The organism is Desulfobacterales bacterium (assembly GCA_030066985.1).
GTDB lineage: Bacteria > Desulfobacterota > Desulfobacteria > Desulfobacterales > JAHEIW01 > JAHEIW01.
The window spans coordinates 78,157-100,889 of sequence record JASJAN010000023.1 but is presented as its reverse complement, the minus strand read 5'-3'; the positions used below and the strand labels follow the sequence as shown (position 1 = coordinate 100,889).

The window sequence follows — 22,733 nt, the reverse complement described above, 5'->3', positions numbered from 1 at the left end:
TTACGTGTTGCGAGTTGCTAGTTGCGCGTTTTTTGGCAAAGCTACCTGCAAACACTCATTCTAAATTTCTATTATCTAACCTGCAACTGCCCTTCAAAATCTATTGATATATTTCACCTGACCGGTTCCTTACCGCCACGAGCCTGCCGTATTGCCGCCACTACCTGATTAACCGTATAAAAATCGCTTTTAAATACTGTTTGGCCATCGGGTGCGAAAACCACCAACAAGGGGACAGTTAGGCTGCCAACGACTTTGAGTTTGATTTTGCCGGCCGGGTTGTTGCCGGTAATGTCGACTTTCATCGGGATGACACTTTCCTTTGACAGGGCATTGATTACCTGGCGATTGTGAAGAACGCTCTCCTCAAGGGCCTTGCAGTTCAAGCACCATTCGGCCGTAAAATCCATCACCACCACCTTTTTGTTTTTGAGGGCTTCTTCAAAACGTTCGGGAGTATAATGGATCCAATCAATGGGCCCCTTGTCCGCGAGTCGCACCGCACCCCAGAGCGGCAAGGCAATCAAAATGAGGCCCAGGCCGACAAAAATTATTTTAATTGCTTTTTGAGAAGCCAGTTGCAGCGTCCTTATGGCCAGCCAGGCGCCTCCGGCCGCTATCAGAACCATTACCGGCCACCAGAACATTTTGCTCGGCGGATTGGGGGGTGAACTCAGCAGGGCGCTGATCCCGACACCGATAAAATAGGCGGCTGCAGCCAGCATAAACAGTCCCATAACTTGCTTGATGAGCTCACTGGCCGGCCCGGTTTTGGGCATGCGATTGACCAGATTGGGAACCGCTGAGAGCACCAAATACGGCAGGGCCATCCCGGCACCGATGGCTGTAAAGGTGGATAGTGTTATCAACGGTGCCTGCGTAGCGGCCCAGGCCGCGGCTGCGCCCATAAAAGGCGCCGTGCAGGGTGTCGATAAGATCGCGGCCAGGATGCCTAGTGCGAAGGATCCCTTCAGGCTGTCATGCTGGGGATTGATCATGTAGATTGATTGCGGCAGGCGCACTGAAAAATAGCCGAACATCCCCACTGCCATGATTGCGATGACGGCACCTACAATGATGGTAAACAGCGGATATTGGAACAATTGATTGGTGGCGGTAAAGTCACTGACCAGTGCGATCAGGATACCCAGGCCGGCCCAAAACGCCAACACGCCTAGCGACATGATAACTCCTAGCAAAAAACACCTGCGACGGTCCTCGGCAGCATGAGACAGACTGATAATTTTAATCGGGATCAACGGCAGGACACAGGGCGTCAAATTCAGCAGCATACCGCCGAAAGCGGCTACAATCAGCAGCATTATCAGCCCGAACCCCGACCTAGGGTTGACTGAAAATTTCCAACCAAACAAGCTAAAACTGACCCCACCCGCCTCCGAAGCACCAGTGTCGATCGCCAGATCGGAAAAAAGCTCGCTATTGACACGGGTGACAGGCGTTCCAGAATCAACCACGGACAGGGTTGGGTTCAAGCGCTTTTTTTCCGGAAATAGGCAATAGCGGTCAGAACAGGCTTGATATTCGACCTGGATATCCAAATTGATTGTTCCCATTGCGATCTGCTCAGCTAAATTGATCGAAAGGGTCACCACCGTGCGGCTGTCAAACGACATCAGGTCGCCGCTGGCGTAGTCCACTTTGAAAGGTTTGGCCTGTGGGAATCGGGCGCTTGCAATGGTCACACCGTTGGTTGCTGTCAAAACCTGAACTTTGGTGGGATAGGGTTTGAAATCCTCAAAGGGCTGGATTTGACTGGCGTCAGCATTTATGTGAAATCCATCTTTAATATCAAATATAATCGCCAGCGACACCGTATCACCAGGACGCGCCTGGTCCACTGACCAGGCGGTTTGCAGCTGAACCACATCTGCGACCGGTGCACCTGAATCCTGCAGCAAATTGCCGCCATCTTTCTGGTCTGTGGCACCCGCAGTCAGCGGCACCACGGTCATCAGGAGCAGCCCTATACTGAATGTCAACATTATTCGTTTCATATGGTTGATTATCGTTACAAAGGTTCCATTAAAATAAAGGTGTCAGGTGTCGGGTGTCAGGCCTTCGGTGGCCTGTTATAAGCCTTTATAGCCTATTAGTTATAACGGTTGCATGTCTGCTTTGCTGCCTGATATCAGTCGCAGGTTCCCTGACACCATAATCCTGATACCGGATCACCAAAGGCGGGGCTTTTGAATACTGACACCCGAAACCTGACACCTGACCTACTGAAGCTTTAGCTGAATGCCGCTTTTAAATCCCATCTCCTGGGCCTTGATATCCAGATGTAAGCTGGCTACAAATTCCAAAGGTGGATAAATTATGCGACTTGTTTGTCGCTGGTCAATGGCCTTCAGGTATGTTTTGCAGTTGTCGCAAACATCGATGCGATAATTTTTATCTTTTTCACTAAAATAATAATGCAACGATTTGTTGTCTCTATTCTCACAAAATGGGCAATAGATTCTCTGTGCCGCCCATTGATGCCAGCAAAAGCCACAAAATAGAGCGCGTTGGCCTTCATCATCAAACAGCGATAACCCCGGGGAGCTGCCGCATACAGGACAAAATCCTTTATCCCACGGGTCGTCTGAGTCCAGATAAGATGCCAGCTGCTGGGCACATTGAACAACAGAGGGTTTGATGCTGTTGTAAGCCATAAAGGCCAGGACTTTTTTTTCAACGCCCATGTCCTTTTCGATCTGTTTAAAATAAGCATCTTCCGCATTGAGCAGGGCCGCGAACACGGGGTGCGGATCCAATTTGCCGTCATCTATGGCATCTACGATGGCATGGGCGGCAGCTGCCATCTCGTTGTTGGTCGTTTCAGCAATCTGGCAGAGCTGTCTTAATAAGGCAGTTGCAGAATCCTGGTCGACGACAAACTCTGATATCCCAATCAGCGAAAATTTTTCCTTTTTTTTAAGGGCCAGGGTTTCCTCGCTGATCTCGAGAGGATCTATATTGATTTGACTTTTGGAATCCTCCTGGGCCACAAAAATTTTTTCGTAAAAATTCAAAAGATCTGAATAGGTCGGTCGCAGTTTTTTGAGGGCGGCAACTGCCTGCTGTACTTGTTGGGAGGTGATGGCCAAATCAACTGTCATGTGTTCTCCTATATGTATCAGTTTTCAGTTGTCAGGTGTCAGGTGTCAGAGAATGTCGACACAATGCGGATTCTGATAATTCTCAACTTCATCAGGTTCGTCATCCTGAAACCGAAACCTGACACCTGAAACCATAAAAATAAAACCTAAAAAGAGCCTATCATACCTTATTGAAATTAAAAAGGGGAGGCGGTAAAACCGTCTCCCCTCTTTGTTGTGTGGTTGGTTCGAGTTGATTTAAACGATGTGCGGCATCAAATTTTTCAATGGCCGCAACATGCGCCTCAACGCTACCTGTCGTGAAATGCCGGCGCCCGAATGAGACGCCACCGCATTCTCATGATATAGGTTTGGATCATAGGCGACCATAAAAATGGCGCGAATGTCGTCCGGATCCAGCAGCATGGCCTCCCGGTGGGTTCTTTTGAGCACCGCTAGCCGGCTTTTGGCCAGATCCAGCATCTCGGCGCGTTCCCCAAAGTTCATGGTACCCGTCGGGCAAGTCTTGACGCAGGCCGGCAGCATTCCGGCGGCCACCCGATCAAAACACATATCGCATTTGGCCAGAGTGCCATCGGGGGCCTGGCGCGGGATGTTATAGGGGCAGGACTCGATGATTTCAGCTGCATCCAGGTTTTTGGTTGCTGCCGTATAAATCACCGCCCCGGATGGCTCATCATAATAGATGGCAGCCGGATCTCCGGCAGTCTCCAGGCAGGGTGCCTCAAGGCAGTGGCGGCATTGGTCCGGGAAAAACAGCCACCTCAGCTGCCCGCCGATGACCGCCTCATTCATTCTTACCAGTTTGTAAGTGTCAAAGGAGAGATCGGCCGGATTCTGGTAAGTCCCGCGATTTTCAGTTTCTTCTGCAGGCAGATCGTGCCACTGCTTGCAGGCCACCTGACAGCCCCTGCAGGCCGTACATAGTGTGGTATCGATAAAAAATGACTTACTCATGCGATCACCTCCTTCTATACCTTCTGTATGTTGACCATAAAGGCCTTGGTTTCGGGTATGCGGGTATTGGGATCACCGGTGGAAGGCGTCAGCAGATTGGCGCTTTCTTCCTTGCCGCTGTCCGGCTTTTGCCATCCGAAACACCACGGGAAGCCCACCTGATGGACTTCAGCACCCAGTTGACCGGCTACCTTCAGCGGTTTGAACCGCTTGGTAACAATGGCTGTGCACTCCAATTGCCCCCGGGCCGAGGTGGCCAGAACCCGCTCGCCGTTTTTAATGCCCTTGAGGGCAGCCAGTTCTTCGCTAATTTCCACAAAGACCTGGGGCTGCATCTCCAGCAACCAGGGCTGATTGCGGGTCATGACACCGGTTTGCCAGTGTTCCACCACCCGGTAGGTGGTGCCCACAAACGGAAACCTTGGGTCACAGGTTTTATACACATCCGCTTCAGTCCCATAAACTGCTGCCGTGGGGTTGGTATAAGTGGAGCTCATAAAGTTTTTCTCCACCGGGCACTCCATCGGTTCGTAGTGTTCCGGCAGTGGGCCGTCAGCGCGGCCGGGTCCGAATATCTGGCCGTGGCCGTGTTTGCGCATGATAAAGGCATGCCGGGCTTTGGGATTGGGGTTTTCAAAGCTGCCCAATGGCGGCCAGCCGCCATCCGGGACATCTCCGCCGGACCATTTGGCGCCGTCCCATTTAATGACCCAGTGTGATTTGTCCCAGGGTTGTCCTTTCAGATCCACCGAGGCGCGGTTGTATATGATGCGCCGGTTGACCGGCCAGCACCAGGAAAACTCCGGATACAGCCCAATATTGTTGGAGGCATCTTTGGTACTGCGGCGCGCGGCCATGTTGCCCTTTTCGGTGTAGCTGTTGCAATACAGCCAGTTGCCCGATGAGGTCGAACCGTCAGCCTGCAAAAAGGCAAAGCTGGGGACCAGCGATCCCTTCTTAAAGGCTTTGCCCTTGACCGTCACATCTTTTAGAAAATAGCCGTTGATTTCCTTGGCCACCGCATGGGGGTCGTATTTTCCTTTGGACAGGTAATCCCATTTCAAATTGTGGATCGGCTCAGGAAAGGTGCCGCCATCTTTGTACTGGGCTTTGATTTTATTGCCCAGATCCATGATGATTTGGCCGTCGGGTCGGCTGCGACCGAGGGGCGCGGGGCCTTCATAGCGCCATTGACTCCAGCGCCCGCTGTTGGTAACGCTGCCCTCTTTTTCAATTGAGACCGCCGCAGGCAGGAAAAACACCTCGGTTTTGATTTTGGTGGGATCCTCACCCGGGCCGCGCCAGAAAGAACCGGTCTCGTTGTCAAAAATGTTGACATTGACCATCCAGTCCAGGTTTTTCAAAGCTGCGCGGGTTTTACCGGCATGGGCACCGCTGCAGGCCGGGTTCTGGCCCCAGGCGAAAAAGCCCTTAAAAGTGCCTTTGTACATTTCATCGAACAAATCCAACCATGAATAATGCTTGCCGTCATCGACTTTTGGCAGCCAGTCATAGCCATAATCATTCTTTGGGACAGCGTTGTCGCCGAAAAACGATTTGAGCAGACTGATGGAATACTTGGGATAATTTTGCCACCAGTTGGCCGACAGCGGGTCCTGGCTCTTGGGCGTCCATTTTTGGTTATAGGCCGCCAGAGAAAAGTTGGATGCCCGCGGGGTTTTCAGATAGCCAGGCCAGATGTGCCACAGCAGGCAATGGTCGGTGGAGCCCTGAACATTGGACTCACCGCGCAAAGCATTGACCCCGCCGCCGGCGACACCCATGTTGCCCAGCAGCAGCTGTATGATGGCCATGGTGCGGATATTCTGGGTGCCCACTGTGTGCTGGGTCCAGCCCATGGCGTACATGATGGTTCCGGCTCTGCCCCTGGCGCCGGTGGCGCCGTAGGTTTCATAAATTTTCTTCAGATCGGCCTGGGGCGTGCCGCTGATTTTAGAAACCAGTGCGATATTATAGCGATCGAAATGCCTTTTTAAAATCTGAAACACACAGCGCGGATGCTGTAAGGTGCGATCCTTTTTGGGAACCCCGTTGGCATCCATCTCAAAAGCCCACTTTTTCTTGTCATACGTTCGGGTCTGCTTGTTGTAACCGGCAAACATGCCGTCATCAAAAGAGTAGTCTTTGCCGACGATAAACGGCGCATTGGTGTAAGCTGCGACATACTCCTTATTATAAAGTTTGTTTTCGAGAATGTACTTGATCATGCCGCCGAGGATGGCAATATCGGTTCCCGCACGCATGGGTGCATACATATCCGCCCGTGCCGAGGTGCGGGTAAAACGTGGATCGACGCTGATAAGTTGAGCGCCGTTTTTCTGGGCCTCGTTGACATATTTAAAGGATATGGGATGGTTCTCGGCAGCATTGCTGCCCATGATCATAATGCAATCACTGTTTTTAATATCAATCCAGTGATTGGTCATCGCGCCGCGTCCGAACGACTCTGCCAGAGCCGCAACAGTGGCGCTATGTCAGATACGGGCCTGATGTTCGATATAGACCAACCCAATCGCGCGCATCAACGCCTGATATGTCCAGCACTCTTCATTATCCAGAGCGGCTGAACCTACCGAGGCAATGCCCATGGTTCGATTGACGACCTGGCCTTTGGCATTGCGGGCCTCAAAGGTGGCATCACGCGTGGCTTTTACCTTCTGGGCAATCTTTGTCAGCGCCCAATCCCAGTCAACTTTTTTCCATTCTTTGGAATAGGGGGCCCGGTACATCGGCTGGGTGATCCGCTGGTCGTTTTCAGCAAGCTGCCGCAGGGCCGCTCCCTTGGAGCACAGCGTTCCGCGATTGATCACATGGCCCGGGTCACCTTCAACATTGATGGCGCGCTTTTTACCGGTTGTAGCGGTATGCACAATGGCACCGCAGCCCACCGCGCAGTAGGGACAGATGGTGGTGGTCTCCTTGGCATCCTGGATCTGGAGCGCTCTGGCTTCGGCCTTGGCGGGCGCCATCATCCCCCCCTTGCCGGCGCAACTGCTTAAGGCCAGACCGGCGGCTGCCGCTCCTGAGATCTGGATGAACTCCCGTCGGTTTATCTTCATAAGAGCTCCTCCTTTCTTTTGTTAACCGTTAATGATTAATAATCAATATGCGCTCTGTGAATTACTAGCGGCGTTGCCGGTAATCAAAAGCCAACGAAACCTTAAAACGGCTATTACTTCTCTTGGTGTAACAGCCCATAATGTCGAAAACCGCCTGCTTTAGTCGCTGATAAGTAGGTGCTTGTTCAATTTTAAAAAATTTTTCAAAAGGTTAGCTGCTATTGGAAAAGATCATATGTTCATGTAGAGGTGTAAGTGTATCTGTTGCAACGAGATATCGGTTCGGGAGCTATTAAGCGTATTTTGCTGCTACGCCTGCTTGTAACAGAATACCGAACAGATTTATGCTTGAGATGAGAAAATTGCAAACTAGGCAATTCAAAATTCTAATACCGTTTTATGAAAAACGTGTCAAGATGGAATCCAACAAACGATGATGGTTCAGTTAAAAACCAACGAGCATCCACCATGAGTTGTAGCCAAAATGCCCAAATGAGACCATAATCCCTCAGGTTGACTTATTAGCTAAGTTGATTTAAGAACCTAAACTTTCAACCAATTTTATTTTGCTTATTTTTTGGATTTCAGCTAAACTAATAATTTATAGTCTTGATCAAACCTCTGAAATTCCTTTAAGGAGAGCTATATGGAAAAATATTTATTTACCTCCGAATCCGTGACGGAAGGCCATCCAGATAAAGTCGCCGATGCCATATCAGATTCTGTTCTGGATGCAATTATGGCTCAAGATAAAAACTGCCGGGTCGCCTGCGAAACCCTTGTGACCACAGGGCTGGCTTTTATTTCCGGTGAAATTACCACCGACTGTTATGTCGATATGCCGCAGATCGTAAGGGATACCATTCGTGATATCGGGTATTGCTCATCCCAGATGGGGTTTGACTGCCAGACCTGCTCGGTGATTACCAGCATCGACCGCCAATCGCCGGACATTGCTCAGGGCGTCAACACCGGCGAGGGTTTACATAAAGAACAGGGCGCCGGAGATCAGGGCTTGATGTTCGGATTTGCCAGCGATGAAACACCGGAACTGATGCCGATGCCGATTTCATACGCACATAAATTGTGCAATCGTCTGGCCACAGTCCGCAAAAACGGTGCCCTGGATTTTTTAAGACCCGACGGTAAATCCCAGGTCACTATTGAATATGAAAACGGGACGCCCAAACGGGTGGATACGGTGGTGGTGTCTGCGCAGCATAAACCGGATGTGTCCTATGACGATTTAAAAGATGCCATTATCGAGGAAGTCATCAAAAAAGTTATCCCGCAGGAAATGACCGACGGGGATACCCGCTATTTCATTAATCCGACCGGGCGATTTGTGATCGGCGGTCCGATGGGAGACTGCGGTTTGACGGGTCGCAAAATCATCGTGGATACCTATGGCGGCCAGGGCAGCCATGGCGGCGGCTGCTTTTCAGGCAAAGACCCATCCAAGGTGGATCGCAGCGCCTCCTATATGGGGCGCCATATTGCCAAAAATATTGTTGCGGCAGGTTTGGCGAAAAAATGTGAAATTCAGGTGGCCTATGCCATCGGTGTGGCCCAACCCGTATCCGTAATGGTTGATCTGATGGGTACCGGCGTGATTCCCAAATCGAGGGTGGAGGAAATCGTCTCTGAGGTGTTTGATTTGAGACCGGCAGCTATTATCGAGCATCTGGATTTATTACGACCTATTTACCGCAAGACAGCAGCCTATGGCCACTTTGGCCGCAGCGAGCCTGAGTTTTCATGGGAAAAAACCGATATGGCCGAGATCTTAAAAGAAAAGGCGGGTCTGTAGAGCGCTGCTGTCCCACAAAACTTGGCTATGCCATGCGTTATCTGACTACGATTACCGCCTCTCGGTGTAAAATCTAAGCCTGGCTCTCGGGTCAGGAAACTTCTGAAGGAGAAAGATTGCTGATGAAATATGATGTTAAGGATATCAAGTATGCCAAAGACGGTGCCCTGCGAATTGAGTGGGCCAATCAGAACATGCCGGTTTTAAACCGCATTCGAAAACGATTTGAAAAAGAAAAACCGCTCAAAGGGGTGCGCCTGGCCGCATGTTTGCACGTCACAACCGAAACGGCTTCCCTGATGCAGACGCTTAAGTCCGGTGGTGCCCGCGTGGTCTTATGTGCTTCAAATCCGCTGAGCACCCAGGATGACGTGGCTGCATCCCTGGTCAAACACAACAAGATACCGGTTTTTGCCATCAAGGGCGAAAACAACCGGACCTATTACAAACACATCAATGCAGTGCTGGACATCAAACCGCAGTTTACCATGGATGATGGTGCCGATCTGGTATCAACCCTGCATTCCGAACGCACCGAACTTTTAGCCCATGTTCGAGGGGGGACCGAAGAGACCACAACCGGTATCATCCGGCTCAGAAGTATGGCTGCTGACGGGGTTTTGCAGTATCCGATCATAGCGGTCAATGACGCGCAGACAAAGCATTTTTTTGATAACCGCTATGGTACCGGTCAAAGCACTGTGGACGGCATTGTGCGGGCCACCAACCGCCTGCTGGCCGGGACCCAATTTGTGGTCTGCGGCTATGGATGGTGCGGGCGCGGTGTTGCCATGCGGGCCCGCGGCATGGGAGCCAACGTCATTGTCACCGAAGTCGATCCGCTGCCGGCACTGGAAGCGGTCATGGACGGATTTACGGTTATGCCGATCAGCAAGGCAGCCCGCATCGGTGATTTTTTCTGTACCCTGACCGGCAATATCAATGTGATCCGCAAGGATCATTTTGCCACTATGAAAGATGGTGCCATCGTCGCCAATTCCGGTCACTTTAACGTCGAGCTGGACCTGGCCGGTCTGGAGAAGCTGGCCAAATCCCGGCGCATGATCAGACCCTTTACCGAAGAATTTACCCTCAAAGATGGGCGTCGGATCAATGTGCTGGGTGAGGGCCGTCTGATTAACCTGGCGGCTGCCGAAGGCCATCCGTCGAGTGTCATGGACATGAGTTTTGCCAACCAGGCGCTGAGCATCGAGTTTATGATCAAGAATAAAAAGCCCCTGGCCAAACAGGTGTATCCGGTGCCGGAAAAAATAGACAAGCAAATCGCCAAGGAAAAACTGGCAGCCATGGGGACCCGAATCGATCGGTTGACCGCCGAGCAGAAGCAGTATCTGGCATCATGGAACATCGGAACGTAGTTTTTGACCAGAAATGGCTATTTTCCCCAATATCTTTGTCAAAATCAGATTTTAATCCTCGACATACTACAAGTATGCCTCCGGTATAAAATCTGATTTTTCCTTGATCTTGGGCAAAATCCCTCATTTCTGAATCAAAAACCAAAAGAAATATATTACAAAAGGCTTTTTGTGGGCTACCCTTTGTAGCCTCACAAAAAGCCTTTTTTATATTCCTAAAATATCAAAAATAGATATATGTAGTTTTTGAATTATAAATGAGAGGTTTTTTTGATAGGCAAGGCCGCACAAGAATTTTTATCTGAGGCGTACTTGAAGTACGTCGAAGGTAAAAATTTGCGGAGAACGCAGCATATCGGAAAAAGATCCATTTATAATCAAAAACTAAGCGCGGCCCCCCGACCATTTTAACTTATTTTTTAATATGTCGAAATATTGCCGCTCCGGCAGAGTGATCAAATTCACCGGATGAGATCCTTTTTTAATGTGAATCTCATCCTGGTCATTCAATTCCAATCCCTTTTGTCCATCGAAGGTCAGGACGATATCCGAAGATCCTTTGGCCAGTTTTATCTTGATGTTTGCGGATTGCGGAACTATTAAGGGCCGGTTTGTGAGGGTAAAGGGGCAGATGGGTGTTAAGATGATCCCGGGAACCGCCGGATGGATGACCGGACCGCCGGCAGCCAATGAATAGGCGGTCGAGCCTGTCGGCGTTGCCACTATCAAACCGTCAGCGCTGTATGCGGTCAGATAATGGTCGTCGATGTGGGTTTCAATATGGGCCAACCGCGCCAGGGCCCCTCTGTTGATGACCACATCATTGAGCACAGTCTCCCGTGCCCTGGTTTTTTCGTTACGTTTTACCTTGACTGACAGACGCATGCGGGATCGCAATATAAAATCACCTCGCAGCACCTTTTCGGCGGCAGCGTAAAGATCCTCTTCTGCTATTTCCGCCAGAAAACCCACCTGGCCGAATTTTATCCCCAGAATGGGAATATCCTCATCCCCGATCCAGCGGACCGCACTCAAGAAAGTGCCATCTCCGCCCAGCACAAAAATACAGCCCACATCTGAAGGGGGGGATGATATGCTGGTGTTGTCGTTTTTTTGCCCGGATTCTACAGTCTTTTTACGGATAGTTTCAATTTTTTTGGACTGCAGCCAGGCTTCAAGCTCATCGGCCTTTTTTTGGGCTTTGGCATCTGATTTAACGACCAGTCCTATTTTTTTCAAAGCGTTCAATCAACTCCTTTGAAACGGATTCTTCTGGTTATTCTTACAAACTTGATACAAAAACAGCAAGATGTTTTTCAATGCTCACAAAAGCCCGGTTTTGCAGCTTTTTCATTTTTCTTGACAGATCAAAAAGCGATCGCATAGTTAGTTAGCACATTATTGACCTAATATGAGAAAGGAAGATTCGCGGGTGAAAAAAGCTAAGATTCTTCAATCTGCGATGTTGGCATTGCTGATTTTGCTCATCGCAGGCACCTTAATATTCTGGCTATCTTCTAAACCTGATGTCTCCACGGACAACACAATTAAAATCGGTGAGATCCAAACCTACAGCAAACTCACCAGTTTCACTTTTCCTTATCGAAATGGCTGGCAGCTGGCTTTAGAAGAGATCAATTCTGCCGGGGGCGTTTTGGGCAAACAGCTTGAGGTTATTTCTCGTGATGATGCGGGTGAACCGGGAACCGCGGTGACCATAGCAGAAGAACTGATTCTTAAGGATAACGTTGTTATGCTGATGGGCTCCTTTCTGTCCAACGTAGGACTGGCGTTAACGGATTTTGCCAAACGAAATAAGATCCTCTATGTTGCTGCCGAACCTTTGTCAGATGCGGTGGTGTGGGCAAAAGGCAATCGCTATACTTTTCGTCTGCGTCCTTCAACATATATGCAAGCGGCCATGCTGGCCGACGGAGCTGCCAAAATGCCGGCCAAACGCTGGGCCACAATTGCGCCAAACTATGCCTATGGTAAAGATGCGGTTGCCTCTTTCAAAAAGATATTGAAAGCCAAACGGCCGGATGTGGAATTCGTAGCAGAGCAGTGGCCAGCGCTGTTCAAAATCAACGCAGGTGTTGAAATTCAGGCCCTGGCAGATGCCAAGCCCGAGGCCGTCTATAATGTGACGTTTGCAAGTGATTTGGCGAAATTTGTGCGCGAAGGCAAGCTAAGAGGCTTCTTTAAAGACGTCTCTGTGGTGAGTCTGTTGACCGGTGAGCCCGAATATTTAGATCCCTTAAAAGACGAGGCGCCTGAAGGCTGGCTGGTAACCGGTTATCCCTGGTATGATATCCGGACGCCGGTCCACAGCAAGTTTGTTGAGGCCTATCAAAAAAAATTCAATGACTACCCACGCACCGGATCGATCGTGGGCTACAATGCCATGTATTCCGTTTACCATGTGCTTAAGAAGGCCGGTTCAACAGATACCGAAAAGTTGGTCGATGCCATGGAAGGATTGTCCTTTGAATCCGTCATCGGCCCGATTACCTACCGTAAAATTGACCATCAGTCGACCATGGGTGCCTATGTGGGGCACACTGCTCTCAGAGACGGCAAAGGCATTATGACTGATTGGCGCTATGCAGACGGCAAAAATTATTTACCCAGCGACGCCGAAGTCATGAAACTGAGGCCGCAATAATTGGGTCACTAAATTTCTACCGCATGCCGTTTGATTCGGGCTATTAGGTTAAACTGAAACTTAAAAATAACCCCGGTACGTTAGTTGTTCGTTGTCCGTGGTCCGTTGGGGCTTAGTTGAAACTCCGGGCATTGCAACGGACAACTGGCCACTGACAAAGGACATGAATAATATTGTTTCCTGAGCACTTAGAAACCGCATCTCTCAAATAATCAACATCATCTTATAGGATGACAATTTGGGTTTCTACCTTGTACAGTTTCTGACCGGACTATCAGATGCATCTGCTCTTTTTTTGGTTGCCTGCGGCCTCTCTTTGATTTTTGGTGTTTTACGGATTGTTAATCTGGCCCACGGTTCGTTCTACATGCTGGGCGCATATATCGCCTATTTTTTGATCGCTACCTTACCTCAGGGGGCGATTTTCTTTTGGGCCGGGATTTTGTTGGCAGCCCTGATTGTGGGATTGGTCGGCGTTGTTTTGGAAATGTTCCTGTTAAGGCGCTTGTACCGCGCACCGGAGCTCTTCATTCTTTTTGCAACCTTTGGCGTGGTTTTAATCATTCAGGATCTGTCTCGTTGGCTCTTTGGTGCTGAGGATATTCTTGGGCAACAGGCACCGGGAGTTGCCGGCAGTATTGATATAATGGGCGTTTTATTCCCGCAATATGATCTTGTCCTGATTATGATGGCGCCGTTAGTTTTAGTTGGGCTCTGGTTGTTGTTATATCGAACACGCTGGGGCATTTTGGTTCGGGCGGCCACAGAAGATCGCGAAATGTCGGACGCTCTGGGGGTAAATCAAAGCCGTCTTTTCACCGGTGTGTTTTTTCTGGGCTCATGTCTGGCGGGACTGGGCGGCGCCGTACAGCTTCCTAAAGGAGGAGCAAATCTGCTGATGGATTTAAACATCATTGCGGCGGCTTTTGTCGTTGTGGTGGTCGGCGGAATGGGCAGCATACCCGGTTCCTACCTGGCAGCAGTCATTATTGGTGTGCTCAGTGCTTTTGGTGTGCTGGTTTTTCCGGAAAGTACCTTAGTTTTGACATTTCTGGTCATGGCCGTAGTGCTCATCGTGCGGCCCCACGGTTTGTTGGGCAGTGCTGAAATCAGGGGGCATGACGAATCAAAAACTTCTGCTGCGATGCTAAAACCCGCATCCAAAAAAATAAAGTTACTGGGTCTGGCGCTCCTGGTTGCCTTAGTGTTCCTGCCCATATTTATAGGCTCCTTTGGATTGGTGCTGCTTACTGAAATTGCTGTTTTGGCGCTAGCCTGTATGAGCCTGTATTTTATGATGGGCCCCGGTGGGATGGTGTCCTTCGGGCATGCGGCCTTTTTCGGAGGCGGTGCCTATGCTGCTGCTTTGATGGTGCACTATGCGCAAACGCCCATGGAGTTGGCCTTGTTGCTGGCACCATTATTCGCAGGGCTGCTGGCCCTGATTATCGGGTGGTTTTGCGTTCGGTTGTCGGGTGTTTATCTGGCAATGCTCACGCTGGCATTTGCTCAAATTTGCTGGTCGATTGTGTTTCAATGGGGTGCGTTTAGCGGCGGGGATGACGGGATCCTGGGCATCTGGCCATCAGCCTGGGCCAGCGAAAAGGTCGTTTTTTACTATCTGACCATGGTGCTGTGTATCGGCGGCATTCTGCTATTGCGTTATTTTATATTTACGCCATTTGGATATACCCTGCGTGCCTGCCGGGATTCTGCGCTCAGGGTGGATTCTATTGGGATCAACATGCGACGGTACCAGTGGCTGGCGTTTACTTTGGCCGGTGTGTTTGCCGGACTTGCCGGGGGGCTCTATGTCTTTTCAAAGGGCAGTGTATTTCCGGATGTAATGGCCATTCCACGATCTTTTGATTTTTTGTTTATGATTCTGCTGGGCGGTATCGAGACCCTTTTTGGACCGGTGGCTGGTTCGGCCGCCTTTACGTGGCTGCGAGATAAAATCGCACGCTTTGATTTTTGGCAGCTGGTTCTTGGCGGGATCTTTATTTTGCTTGTGGTGGCCTTCCCACAGGGAATTGCCGGCTCCATTCATAATCGCTTCGGCAAGTATTTTGAGGATTAACGGGTTCGAAGACAAGAAGGATCGTTCAACCACAAAAGCACGAAAATCAGAAAATTATATCATGGCAGAGATTTTAACAGTTCAAAATCTGTATAAAGCTTTTGGCGGCGTCAAAGCCGTTGTCGATGTCAGTTTTAGTCTGGAAAGCGGACAAATGCTTGCCATGATCGGGCCTAACGGGGCCGGGAAATCCACCTGTTTTAATCTCATCAACGGGCAACTGCGACCGGACCACGGCGAGATTGTCATCATGGGCAATAAGATCAATGGCAGCAAACCCAGAGATGTCTGGAATCTTGGGGTCGGACGTACCTTTCAGGTGACCTCTACGTTTGCTTCCATGTCGGTGCTTGAAAACGTTCAGATGGCTCTTCTTTCCTATCACAAGCGCACCAAATCCCTTTCAAAACCGGTCAGGCAACTTTATGTGGATGAATCCATGGCATTGCTCAACATGCTGGGCATCGCCGATCAAGCCGACCGGGCCTGCGGTGTCATGGCCTACGGAGACCTGAAACGAGTGGAGTTGGCTGTTGCACTGGCCAATAAACCTAAATTACTGCTCATGGATGAACCCACAGCGGGTATGGGTCGGGCTGAGGCCCAAAACCTGATGGAATTGACAACAGATATTGTGCGCTCGCAAGATATGGGTGCTTTATTCACTGAACATGACATGGATGTGGTCTTTAATCATGCCGATCACATCATTGTCTTAAGCCGAGGAGAGCTGTTGGCCGAGGGCTCTCCGGCTGAAGTGCAGGTCAACGAAAAAGTCAAAGAGATCTATCTGGGAAGTGGCCAAACCACCGGTGCACCAAAGGATGTACCGTAAATGTCAATTTATGAGATGTCGTCATGCCAACAGACGCGAAAGAGATCATGCTAAAGATAGAATCCCTTGACACCTTTTATGGCAAGGCCCAGATATTATTCGATATGGCCCTTGAGGTCCATCGTGGTGAAGTCAATGTTTTACTTGGCCGCAATGGTGCCGGCAAAACAACCACCTTAAAGTCCATAATGGGTATCGTCTCGCCTAAAAGTGGTACCATTACTTTCAAAGATCAAGCGATCCAGGGGCTGCCGCCATTTAATATTTGTGCCCTGGGATTGGGTTACGTACCCGAAGACCGGCGCATCTTTTCCAGGCTGACCATTCTGGAGAATCTTGAAGTCGGCAGACAGCCGCCGCGTGAAGGTCTTGAGCCCTGGACAGCCGAGCGCCTGTTTGAGTTGTTTCCGAATTTAGGCGAACGACGCAATCAGCCCGGCGGCAACCTTAGCGGTGGCGAGCAGCAGATGTTAACCATTGCCCGCACACTGATGGGCAATCCCGAAATGATTATTTTAGATGAACCCTCCGAGGGGCTGGCGCCGGTGATTGTCGAACAACTGGTCCGCACCATTCAACGACTCAAGTCCGAGGGCGTGTCCATTTTACTGGCTGAACAGAACCTGAGTTTTGCCCGCAGTGTGTGCGATCGCGCTTATATTGTCTATCAGGGCAGTATCTACCATGAAAGCGACATCGACCATCTCTCTCAGGAAGCATACGAAAAATACTGCGCGCTATAGCGACAGAAGTCAGAAATAGTAGGTTTTAAAAAGCGGTTGTGAATCTGAGGAAGGAACTTGCACTAATCTCTGTTACTCACCTAAATAGGCCTCGCGGACCATTTCATTTTTCTCCAGGTTTTCGGCGCTATCGCTCAGCACCACCGAGCCCGATTGCAGCACATAGCCGCGGCTGGCCACCTGTAAGGCGATGCGCGCGTTTTGCTCCACCAGCAAAATGGTGGTTCCGGCAGCGTGTAACTGCTTAATGGTTTCAAAAATGTCATCAACCAGCACCGGTGCAAGCCCCATGGAAGGCTCATCCAGCAAAAGCACCTTGGGGTTTGCCATCAGGGCACGGCCCATGGCCAGCATTTGCTGCTCACCGCCGGAGAGAGTGCCGGCCACCTGTTTGCTGCGCTCCTTAAGCCGCGGGAAAAGCTCCAGCACGTGCTCCAGGTTGTCTTTGTTCTTTTGGCTGTCTTTGCTGATAAAGGCGCCCATTTCCAGATTTTCCATAACCGTCAGGGTTCCAAAAATACGGCGGCCCTCAGGCACCTGGACCACGCCTTTTGCGACGATTTTGTGGGGCCTAAGCTGGGTGAGGTCCTCACCGTTCAAGCGAATCGAACCTTTACGGGGTCTTAACAGGCCACTGGTGGTTTTGAGCATGGTGCTTTTACCCGCACCGTTGGCGCCGATGATGGTTACAATCTCGCCCTCTTCGACGTTTACCGACACATCCCTGAGAGCGTGAATATGTCCGTAATAGGTGTGGATTCCTTCAACTTCAAGCATTGCCATGGTAAAATTCCTCCTGATGTTTCATCTAAGCGGCTGCATCCGCAGCGCTGGCGCCTGTTCCTAAATAAGCCTCGATCACTTTGGGGTCTTTTTGGATTTCAGCCGGGGTTCCCTCGGCAATTTTTTCACCGTAATCCAGCACGGTGACTGTTTCGGAAATCCCCATAACGACTTTCATCTGATGCTCGATTAAAATAATGGTGATGCCCAGCTCATCGCGCAGGTGCTGAATAAAGTCCATCATCTCCTGGGTTTCCTTCGGATTCATACCGGCGGCTGGCTCATCCAGCAACAGAATCTGCGGTTTGGTGGCCAGGGCCCGGGCGATTTCCAACCGGCGTTGCTCGCCGTAGGGCAAATTTTTGGCCAGCAGCTCACCTTTGCCGCCCAGATTAACAAAACGCAGCAAGCGGCTGCTTTCTTCATCGGCTTCTTTTTCCTCTTTGCGAGTGCCCGGGCTGCCCATGACTATTCCCAAAAACCGCGCTTTAAGATGGGTATGCAGACCCACCAGAATGTTTTCCATGGCTGTCAGGGCGGGAAACAGCCGAATATTTTGATAGGTCCGTGCAACCCCCAGGCGCACAATTTGGTCGGGCAGCAACCCCACCAGAGAGTGGCCCATCAGATCGATTTCGCCGAACTCGGGTTTGTAAAAACCCGTGATACAATTGAACAGGGTCGTTTTGCCGGCGCCGTTGGGCCCGATGACGCTGTGGATGCTGTTTTCTTTGACCTCCAGATCCAGACTGTCAATGGCAACCAGGCCGCCAAACTGTTTGGTGAGATTTTTCGTTTTCAGAATGGCCATTGTTTCCTCCTAACTGCTTGCCGCGGCGGTTCCGGCCGCCTCCGCCTCAGTGTCTTCTTCGTCATCTTCTTCGATATGCAGCTCACGCCGCCGCTTGACATCCGGCCACAACCCTTCCGGCTTCAACAGCATCATGGCAACCAGTGCGGCACCGTATACCAGCAGCCGGTACTCGGCGAATTCTCTCAAAAGCTCGGGCAATCCGACCAGGGCGAAGGCGCCCACAATAACGCCGGGAATACTGCCCATGCCGCCGACAATGATCAAGCAAATGATGTTGATGGAAACGATGACGTTAAAGCTATGGGGGTAGACCGAGCCGATCTTGGTGGCAAAGATGGCGCCGCTGAGGGCCGAGAAACCGGCCCCGGTGGCAAAAGCCATCAGTTTGGTGGCCACCAGATTGATACCCATGGCCTGGGCCACATCCTCATCCTCGCGCACGGCCATCCAGGCTCTTCCCAGACGCGAGTCCCGCAGGCGCCAGGAGATAAAACCAACCAGCAGACAGCCGGCCAGGATAAAATAATAGACCTGTTGTGGTGTTGTAAAGGTGTATCCGAACAGGCTGATATTGGGAATCTGGCCGATACCCTGGGCGCCGCCGATCCACGGTCGCAGCCAGTCGGATAGAACCAGAATTCGAATGATTTCACCAAACCCCAGGGTAGCAATTGCCAGGTAATCACCGCGCATTTTGAGAACCGGCACCCCCAGCAGTACACCGGATAAAATACCGGCGATGACCACAATGGGCAGGGCACTCCAGAATCCAAAACTAAAGAAGCCCAGCTCCGGGGATGTTAAAATGGCGACCACATATGAGCCCACGGCGAAAAAGGCCACATAACCTAGATCCAGCAATCCGGCAAAGCCCACCACGATGTTGAGGCCCAGTCCTAAAAGCACGTAGAGTCCGACGATGGTCAACACCTCACTGAGGAACAATCCCAGTATTTTGGGCAAAATCAGAAGCACAAACACGATAACCAGGCCGCCGACCAGTTTCATGGTGCGCTGTTGACTGGCAGGCAGTCCTTCCACCTTGGTTTTTACGCTGCCCCCTTTGCGGTGGTACAATAAAACAACGATCGCAACCAAAACGCACAATCCAATGGCGCCTTTGAGGGCCAGACCATTGGGTGCAAATAAGAACAGGTTGATCTTGGCCAGCGGCCCCCACAGAGAGATGACCGGCCGCAGCATATCCTGCAGCATACCGGCAATGATTACGCAGCTAAGGGCCGTGACGACCATTTTGCGAATTGTTGTCGGCGCCAGATAGAGCAGACTGGAAAACAGACCGCTCAAAACTCCGCTTAACAGCAGCAGGGGAATGCCCAGCTTGGGTCCCATGTAAAAGGTCAATATTTGAAAGAGCACCGGTGAGGCATTGATAAACATCATCCGCAGGTTGATGGCTTTGCCGATAACCACCAGAAGGGCAATGCCGGCAGCCGTTATTACAGCGGTGAGGATGGCCGTGCCAAAGACAACGGAAATCTTTTCACGTCCGGCTTTTTGAGCTGCCAGGTAGCTGAGAAAAACCGCTGTGACCAGCAGCAGAGCGTTGCCCATGGTGACGACCTTGTAAATAATATCGCGTTTGTTAAAGGCCTCGACCATGCCGATCAGCGATAGCATCACCACTGTCAGAGCACCGATCAACCCGATATTGACCGCATAGCGCCAGGGAGATTGATCCTGATTCATTTTGCAAAAACGTCCTTTCCGACTGCAATCTAATTAGATTACCATTAACTGTTACTAGGCTTTTTTAACCGCCAGTCGTTCGCCGAGAATTCCGGTGGGCCGGAAAATCAGCACCATCACCAGCATGGTGAAGGCGATGGCATCCTTTAGCTGATAGGGCGCCACGATACCCAGGCCGTCGAGAAACAGGCTGGGGCCGACAGATTCGATCAGGCCAAGGAAAATACCGCCCAGCATTGCGCCCGGGATGTTGCCGATCCCGCCCAGAACCGCGGCCGTAAAGGCCTTGATACCGGGGATGAAACCCATGAAAAAATGCACTTGTTTGAACATGATGGCGTACAGTACTCCGGCTGCACCGGCAGCGGCACCGCCGACCACAAAGGTCATGGAAATCATTTTGTCCACGTCGATGCCCATCAGGGCCGAGGCTTCCTTGTCCTCGGATACGGACCGGATAGCCTTGCCGATGCGGCTTTTCATGACAAAGGAGTACAGGGCAAACATCAGCACGATGGCGGCGACGATGACAATCGCCTGGAATTTGAGAATACGGATACCGCCGATCATCCAATGGCCTTCGAGCATCGCAATGTCCGGATAGGCCTGGAAGCTGGAACCATAGAGCCCGCGAAACAGGTACTGCAGGAAAAAAGAGGCCCCGATCGCGGTAATTAGTGGAATCAGCCGCGGGGCGCCTCTGAGGGGCCGGTAGGCAATCCGTTCCAGAAAAAAGGCAATCGTAACGGATATGGCCATGGACACCAGGAAAATAACCCCCAGACAAAGTATGGGCTGGGCCTCCAAAAAGTCATTGCGGTAAAAATAGGCGGCCACAAAATAAGCCGTATACGGTCCGCTCATAAAGACCTCGCCGTGGGCAAAGTTGATCATGCGCAACACGCCGTAGACCATGGTATATCCGGTGGCGATTAGCGCATAGACGCTGCCCTGGGCCAGACCGAAGATGACAAAATCGATCCAATGACGAACGGTATAGGTTCCTTTGATCAGAGTGGCGATCGACCCCCAGATCACCAAAAACAACAGTCCACCGCCGATCAGGTACATGACCACATCGGTGGGTGTTATTCGTTCACGAATTCGTTGCAGCATAATTATTGTCCTTCTTCCTTCTTACGACCTGGTGTTTGCCTTGTGACATCGAGTGGTAGCCCACAGTAGGAGACAGAGCGTGTTTTGAAGTTGCGGCAAACGGTTGGGGAAACCGAATCTTGCAGGGTAGGCCGGGTATTCTCTGAATACCCGGCTCTCATATAATTTGTATCAAAGCCGGCTTCCGGAGAAGCCTGCTTTGATCTGTTACATTAATATGGTTTCCAGTAAGGTTTTTCCGGCATTTTCAATTCTTTCACGTTCTCTTTCGCGGTTTGATAAATCGCGATTTTCGGATCTGCGCAGTCACCGTACTGGTCACAGTTAATCATACCTGTCAGCCCCTGCATATTTGAAGTGGCCAACAGTGCATCGCGGACCGCTTTGCGGTTGATAACCAGATTGCCACCTTTTTTGACGGCCGCTTTATCGATGGCCTTCAGAATCATCATGGTGGCGTCATAGGCATGGCCATGGAACGGTGCGATGGGTTTTTCACCATATTTTTTCATGTGTGTCTTTAAAAAGGTCTGATATCCACCAGCAAAGGCCGCAAAATCCGGGCTGGAGTGATACATCCCCACAGCTGACATGCCAGCGGCTTTATAGAAGTCCGGTGAGAACATGCCGTCGGCGCCAAACAGGACAGTCTTTTCCAATCCGGAGATTTCCTTGGACTGGCGCGTAATAAAACCACCTTCGGCAATGAAGATCGGATAATAGATAATATCCGGTTTGCCGGTGGCGATTTTGGTCAAAACCGGGCGCATGTCGGTGTCGTTGGGAGAAATGGCTTCCATGGAGGTGACGGTGCCGCCCAATTTCTTGAAGGTGGCGGCAAAAACCTGCGCCAGCTGCTCGGCATAGACGCTGCCGTCATGAATGGTGGCCGCTTTTTTGAGACCTTTTTGTTTAAAGGCAAATTCAGCCGCGATCGCCCCCTGGATCTTGTCGTTATGGCAGGTGCGTGCATATCCACCGTAGCCTTCGCCGCGGTTGGGATCGGTCAGAAACGGAGCGGTGTTGGAGGGCGACACGCTCGGAATACCGGCCTTCCAGAGAATCGGCACGCCGGGTTTGGCGGCACTTGAGCAGGTGGAGCCGATGGCCGCCACAATGGTCGGGTCGGCTGCCAGTTTAGTTGCGGCAGCCTGGCCGCCTTCAGCGCTGCAGCCGGCATCCTGGCCTGAAAGCTTGATTGGAAAGCCTTTGACTTGTCCGCCGAAATCGTCCATCGCAATTTCAATACCGCGCACCACATCCGTGCCTAAGGAAGTGTTTGGACCTGAAATGACGACCCAATAGGCAATGTGGACCGGTTCACCGGGGCGCAGTGTGACATCTTTGTCCATGGCTTTGGCTTGAATACCAAAGGCAAATGTGATCACAAATACACATGTTAACACCATAATTAGATTGCGATTCATTTTGGTTCTCCTTTCATTATTAATATAAATAACGCTTGATACGTTGAGAATTCTGTTCGACTAAATACGATATAACTAGACTGGATCACCTCCTTTCAGCATTGTGGCGGGAATAAATAACCATTATGCTATAATCTCAATGGCTTAAAATGTCAAATGGTCGTTTATGATTTTTTTTGGCCTATTTTCCAAGGTTCTGAAATCAATACTAA

Annotated in this window: 16 protein-coding genes; 6 read left to right on the top strand and 10 right to left on the bottom strand. The window is 50.7% G+C overall.

Annotated elements, in window-relative coordinates; translation table 11 throughout:
• Positions 1-113: 113 nt before the first annotated feature.
• The 4 genes from QNJ26_13265 to fdnG form a co-directional block, all read right to left on the bottom strand.
• Entirely contained in the window at positions 114-2,003 is a 1,890-nt protein-coding gene (locus QNJ26_13265) for a cytochrome c biogenesis protein CcdA (protein MDJ0986504.1), read from the bottom strand.
• Between the two features lie 237 nt (positions 2,004-2,240).
• On the bottom strand, positions 2,241-3,122 hold the full coding sequence (locus QNJ26_13260) for a formate dehydrogenase accessory protein FdhE (GenBank protein MDJ0986503.1): 882 nt from the start codon (positions 3,120-3,122) through the stop codon (positions 2,241-2,243).
• Positions 3,123-3,359: 237 nt separating this feature from the next.
• Complete coding sequence (locus QNJ26_13255) at positions 3,360-4,079, bottom strand: formate dehydrogenase (GenBank protein MDJ0986502.1); 720 nt, start codon at positions 4,077-4,079, stop codon at positions 3,360-3,362.
• Positions 4,080-4,093: 14 nt separating this feature from the next.
• Entirely contained in the window at positions 4,094-7,159 is a 3,066-nt protein-coding gene (gene fdnG / locus QNJ26_13250) for a formate dehydrogenase-N subunit alpha (protein MDJ0986501.1), read from the bottom strand.
• A 646-nt stretch (positions 7,160-7,805) separates the two neighbouring features.
• Here fdnG and metK point away from each other — a divergent pair.
• Both metK and ahcY read left to right on the top strand, forming a co-directional pair.
• Positions 7,806-8,969 (top strand): methionine adenosyltransferase, encoded by a 1,164-nt coding sequence (gene metK, locus QNJ26_13245; GenBank protein MDJ0986500.1) that lies wholly within the window; start codon positions 7,806-7,808, stop codon positions 8,967-8,969.
• A gap of 122 nt (positions 8,970-9,091) precedes the next feature.
• Positions 9,092-10,348 carry an adenosylhomocysteinase gene (ahcY, locus tag QNJ26_13240; protein ID MDJ0986499.1) on the top strand — a complete coding sequence of 419 codons (1,257 nt, stop codon included), beginning with the start codon at positions 9,092-9,094 and terminating at the stop codon, positions 10,346-10,348.
• Between the two features lie 384 nt (positions 10,349-10,732).
• Here the strand turns inward: ahcY and QNJ26_13235 are convergent, their stop codons facing one another.
• Positions 10,733-11,587, bottom strand: coding sequence for an NAD(+)/NADH kinase (locus QNJ26_13235; GenBank protein MDJ0986498.1), 855 nt, complete (start codon positions 11,585-11,587; stop codon positions 10,733-10,735).
• Positions 11,588-11,780: 193 nt separating this feature from the next.
• Here QNJ26_13235 and QNJ26_13230 point away from each other — a divergent pair, with 193 nt between their 5' ends.
• From QNJ26_13230 to QNJ26_13215, 4 genes are all read left to right on the top strand, one after another.
• On the top strand, positions 11,781-13,013 hold the full coding sequence (locus QNJ26_13230) for an ABC transporter substrate-binding protein (protein ID MDJ0986497.1): 1,233 nt from the start codon (positions 11,781-11,783) through the stop codon (positions 13,011-13,013).
• Positions 13,014-13,251: 238 nt separating this feature from the next.
• A complete protein-coding gene (locus tag QNJ26_13225) occupies positions 13,252-15,093 on the top strand; it encodes an ABC transporter permease (GenBank protein MDJ0986496.1) in 1,842 nt (613 codons plus the stop codon).
• Between the two features lie 61 nt (positions 15,094-15,154).
• Positions 15,155-15,928 (top strand): ABC transporter ATP-binding protein, encoded by a 774-nt coding sequence (locus QNJ26_13220; protein MDJ0986495.1) that lies wholly within the window; start codon positions 15,155-15,157, stop codon positions 15,926-15,928.
• 23 nt (positions 15,929-15,951) lie between these two features.
• Positions 15,952-16,671, top strand: coding sequence for an ABC transporter ATP-binding protein (locus QNJ26_13215; protein ID MDJ0986494.1), 720 nt, complete (start codon positions 15,952-15,954; stop codon positions 16,669-16,671).
• 72 nt (positions 16,672-16,743) lie between these two features.
• Here the strand turns inward: QNJ26_13215 and QNJ26_13210 are convergent, their stop codons facing one another.
• The 5 genes from QNJ26_13210 to QNJ26_13190 all read right to left on the bottom strand — a co-directional run bounded on the left by QNJ26_13210 (position 16,744) and on the right by QNJ26_13190 (position 22,521).
• Positions 16,744-17,448: an ABC transporter ATP-binding protein gene (locus QNJ26_13210; GenBank protein MDJ0986493.1), complete on the bottom strand. Its 705-nt coding sequence runs from the start codon at positions 17,446-17,448 to the stop codon at positions 16,744-16,746.
• A gap of 31 nt (positions 17,449-17,479) precedes the next feature.
• On the bottom strand, positions 17,480-18,265 hold the full coding sequence (locus QNJ26_13205; protein ID MDJ0986492.1) for an ABC transporter ATP-binding protein: 786 nt from the start codon (positions 18,263-18,265) through the stop codon (positions 17,480-17,482).
• Positions 18,266-18,274: 9 nt separating this feature from the next.
• Entirely contained in the window at positions 18,275-19,978 is a 1,704-nt protein-coding gene (locus QNJ26_13200; GenBank protein ID MDJ0986491.1) for a hypothetical protein, read from the bottom strand.
• Between the two features lie 54 nt (positions 19,979-20,032).
• Complete coding sequence (locus tag QNJ26_13195; GenBank protein MDJ0986490.1) at positions 20,033-21,094, bottom strand: branched-chain amino acid ABC transporter permease; 1,062 nt, start codon at positions 21,092-21,094, stop codon at positions 20,033-20,035.
• Positions 21,095-21,306: 212 nt separating this feature from the next.
• Complete coding sequence (locus tag QNJ26_13190) at positions 21,307-22,521, bottom strand: branched-chain amino acid ABC transporter substrate-binding protein (protein MDJ0986489.1); 1,215 nt, start codon at positions 22,519-22,521, stop codon at positions 21,307-21,309.
• Positions 22,522-22,733 lie beyond the last annotated feature (212 nt).

What these genes read in the sequence shown, in the direction of transcription:
- QNJ26_13265 (MDJ0986504.1), bottom strand. Translation starts at nt 2,003, where the DNA reads ATGTTGACATTCAGTATAGGGCTGCTCCTGATGACCGTGGTGCCGCTG.
- QNJ26_13260 (MDJ0986503.1), bottom strand. Translation starts at nt 3,122, where the DNA reads ATGACAGTTGATTTGGCCATCACCTCCCAACAAGTACAGCAGGCAGTT.
- QNJ26_13255 (MDJ0986502.1), bottom strand. Translation starts at nt 4,079, where the DNA reads ATGAGTAAGTCATTTTTTATCGATACCACACTATGTACGGCCTGCAGG.
- metK (MDJ0986500.1), top strand. Translation starts at nt 7,806, where the DNA reads ATGGAAAAATATTTATTTACCTCCGAATCCGTGACGGAAGGCCATCCA.
- ahcY (MDJ0986499.1), top strand. Translation starts at nt 9,092, where the DNA reads ATGAAATATGATGTTAAGGATATCAAGTATGCCAAAGACGGTGCCCTG.
- QNJ26_13220 (MDJ0986495.1), top strand. Translation starts at nt 15,155, where the DNA reads ATGGCAGAGATTTTAACAGTTCAAAATCTGTATAAAGCTTTTGGCGGC.
- QNJ26_13215 (MDJ0986494.1), top strand. Translation starts at nt 15,952, where the DNA reads ATGCCAACAGACGCGAAAGAGATCATGCTAAAGATAGAATCCCTTGAC.
- QNJ26_13210 (MDJ0986493.1), bottom strand. Translation starts at nt 17,448, where the DNA reads ATGCTTGAAGTTGAAGGAATCCACACCTATTACGGACATATTCACGCT.
- QNJ26_13205 (MDJ0986492.1), bottom strand. Translation starts at nt 18,265, where the DNA reads ATGGCCATTCTGAAAACGAAAAATCTCACCAAACAGTTTGGCGGCCTG.
- QNJ26_13200 (MDJ0986491.1), bottom strand. Translation starts at nt 19,978, where the DNA reads ATGAATCAGGATCAATCTCCCTGGCGCTATGCGGTCAATATCGGGTTG.
- QNJ26_13195 (MDJ0986490.1), bottom strand. Translation starts at nt 21,094, where the DNA reads ATGCTGCAACGAATTCGTGAACGAATAACACCCACCGATGTGGTCATG.
- QNJ26_13190 (MDJ0986489.1), bottom strand. Translation starts at nt 22,521, where the DNA reads ATGAATCGCAATCTAATTATGGTGTTAACATGTGTATTTGTGATCACA.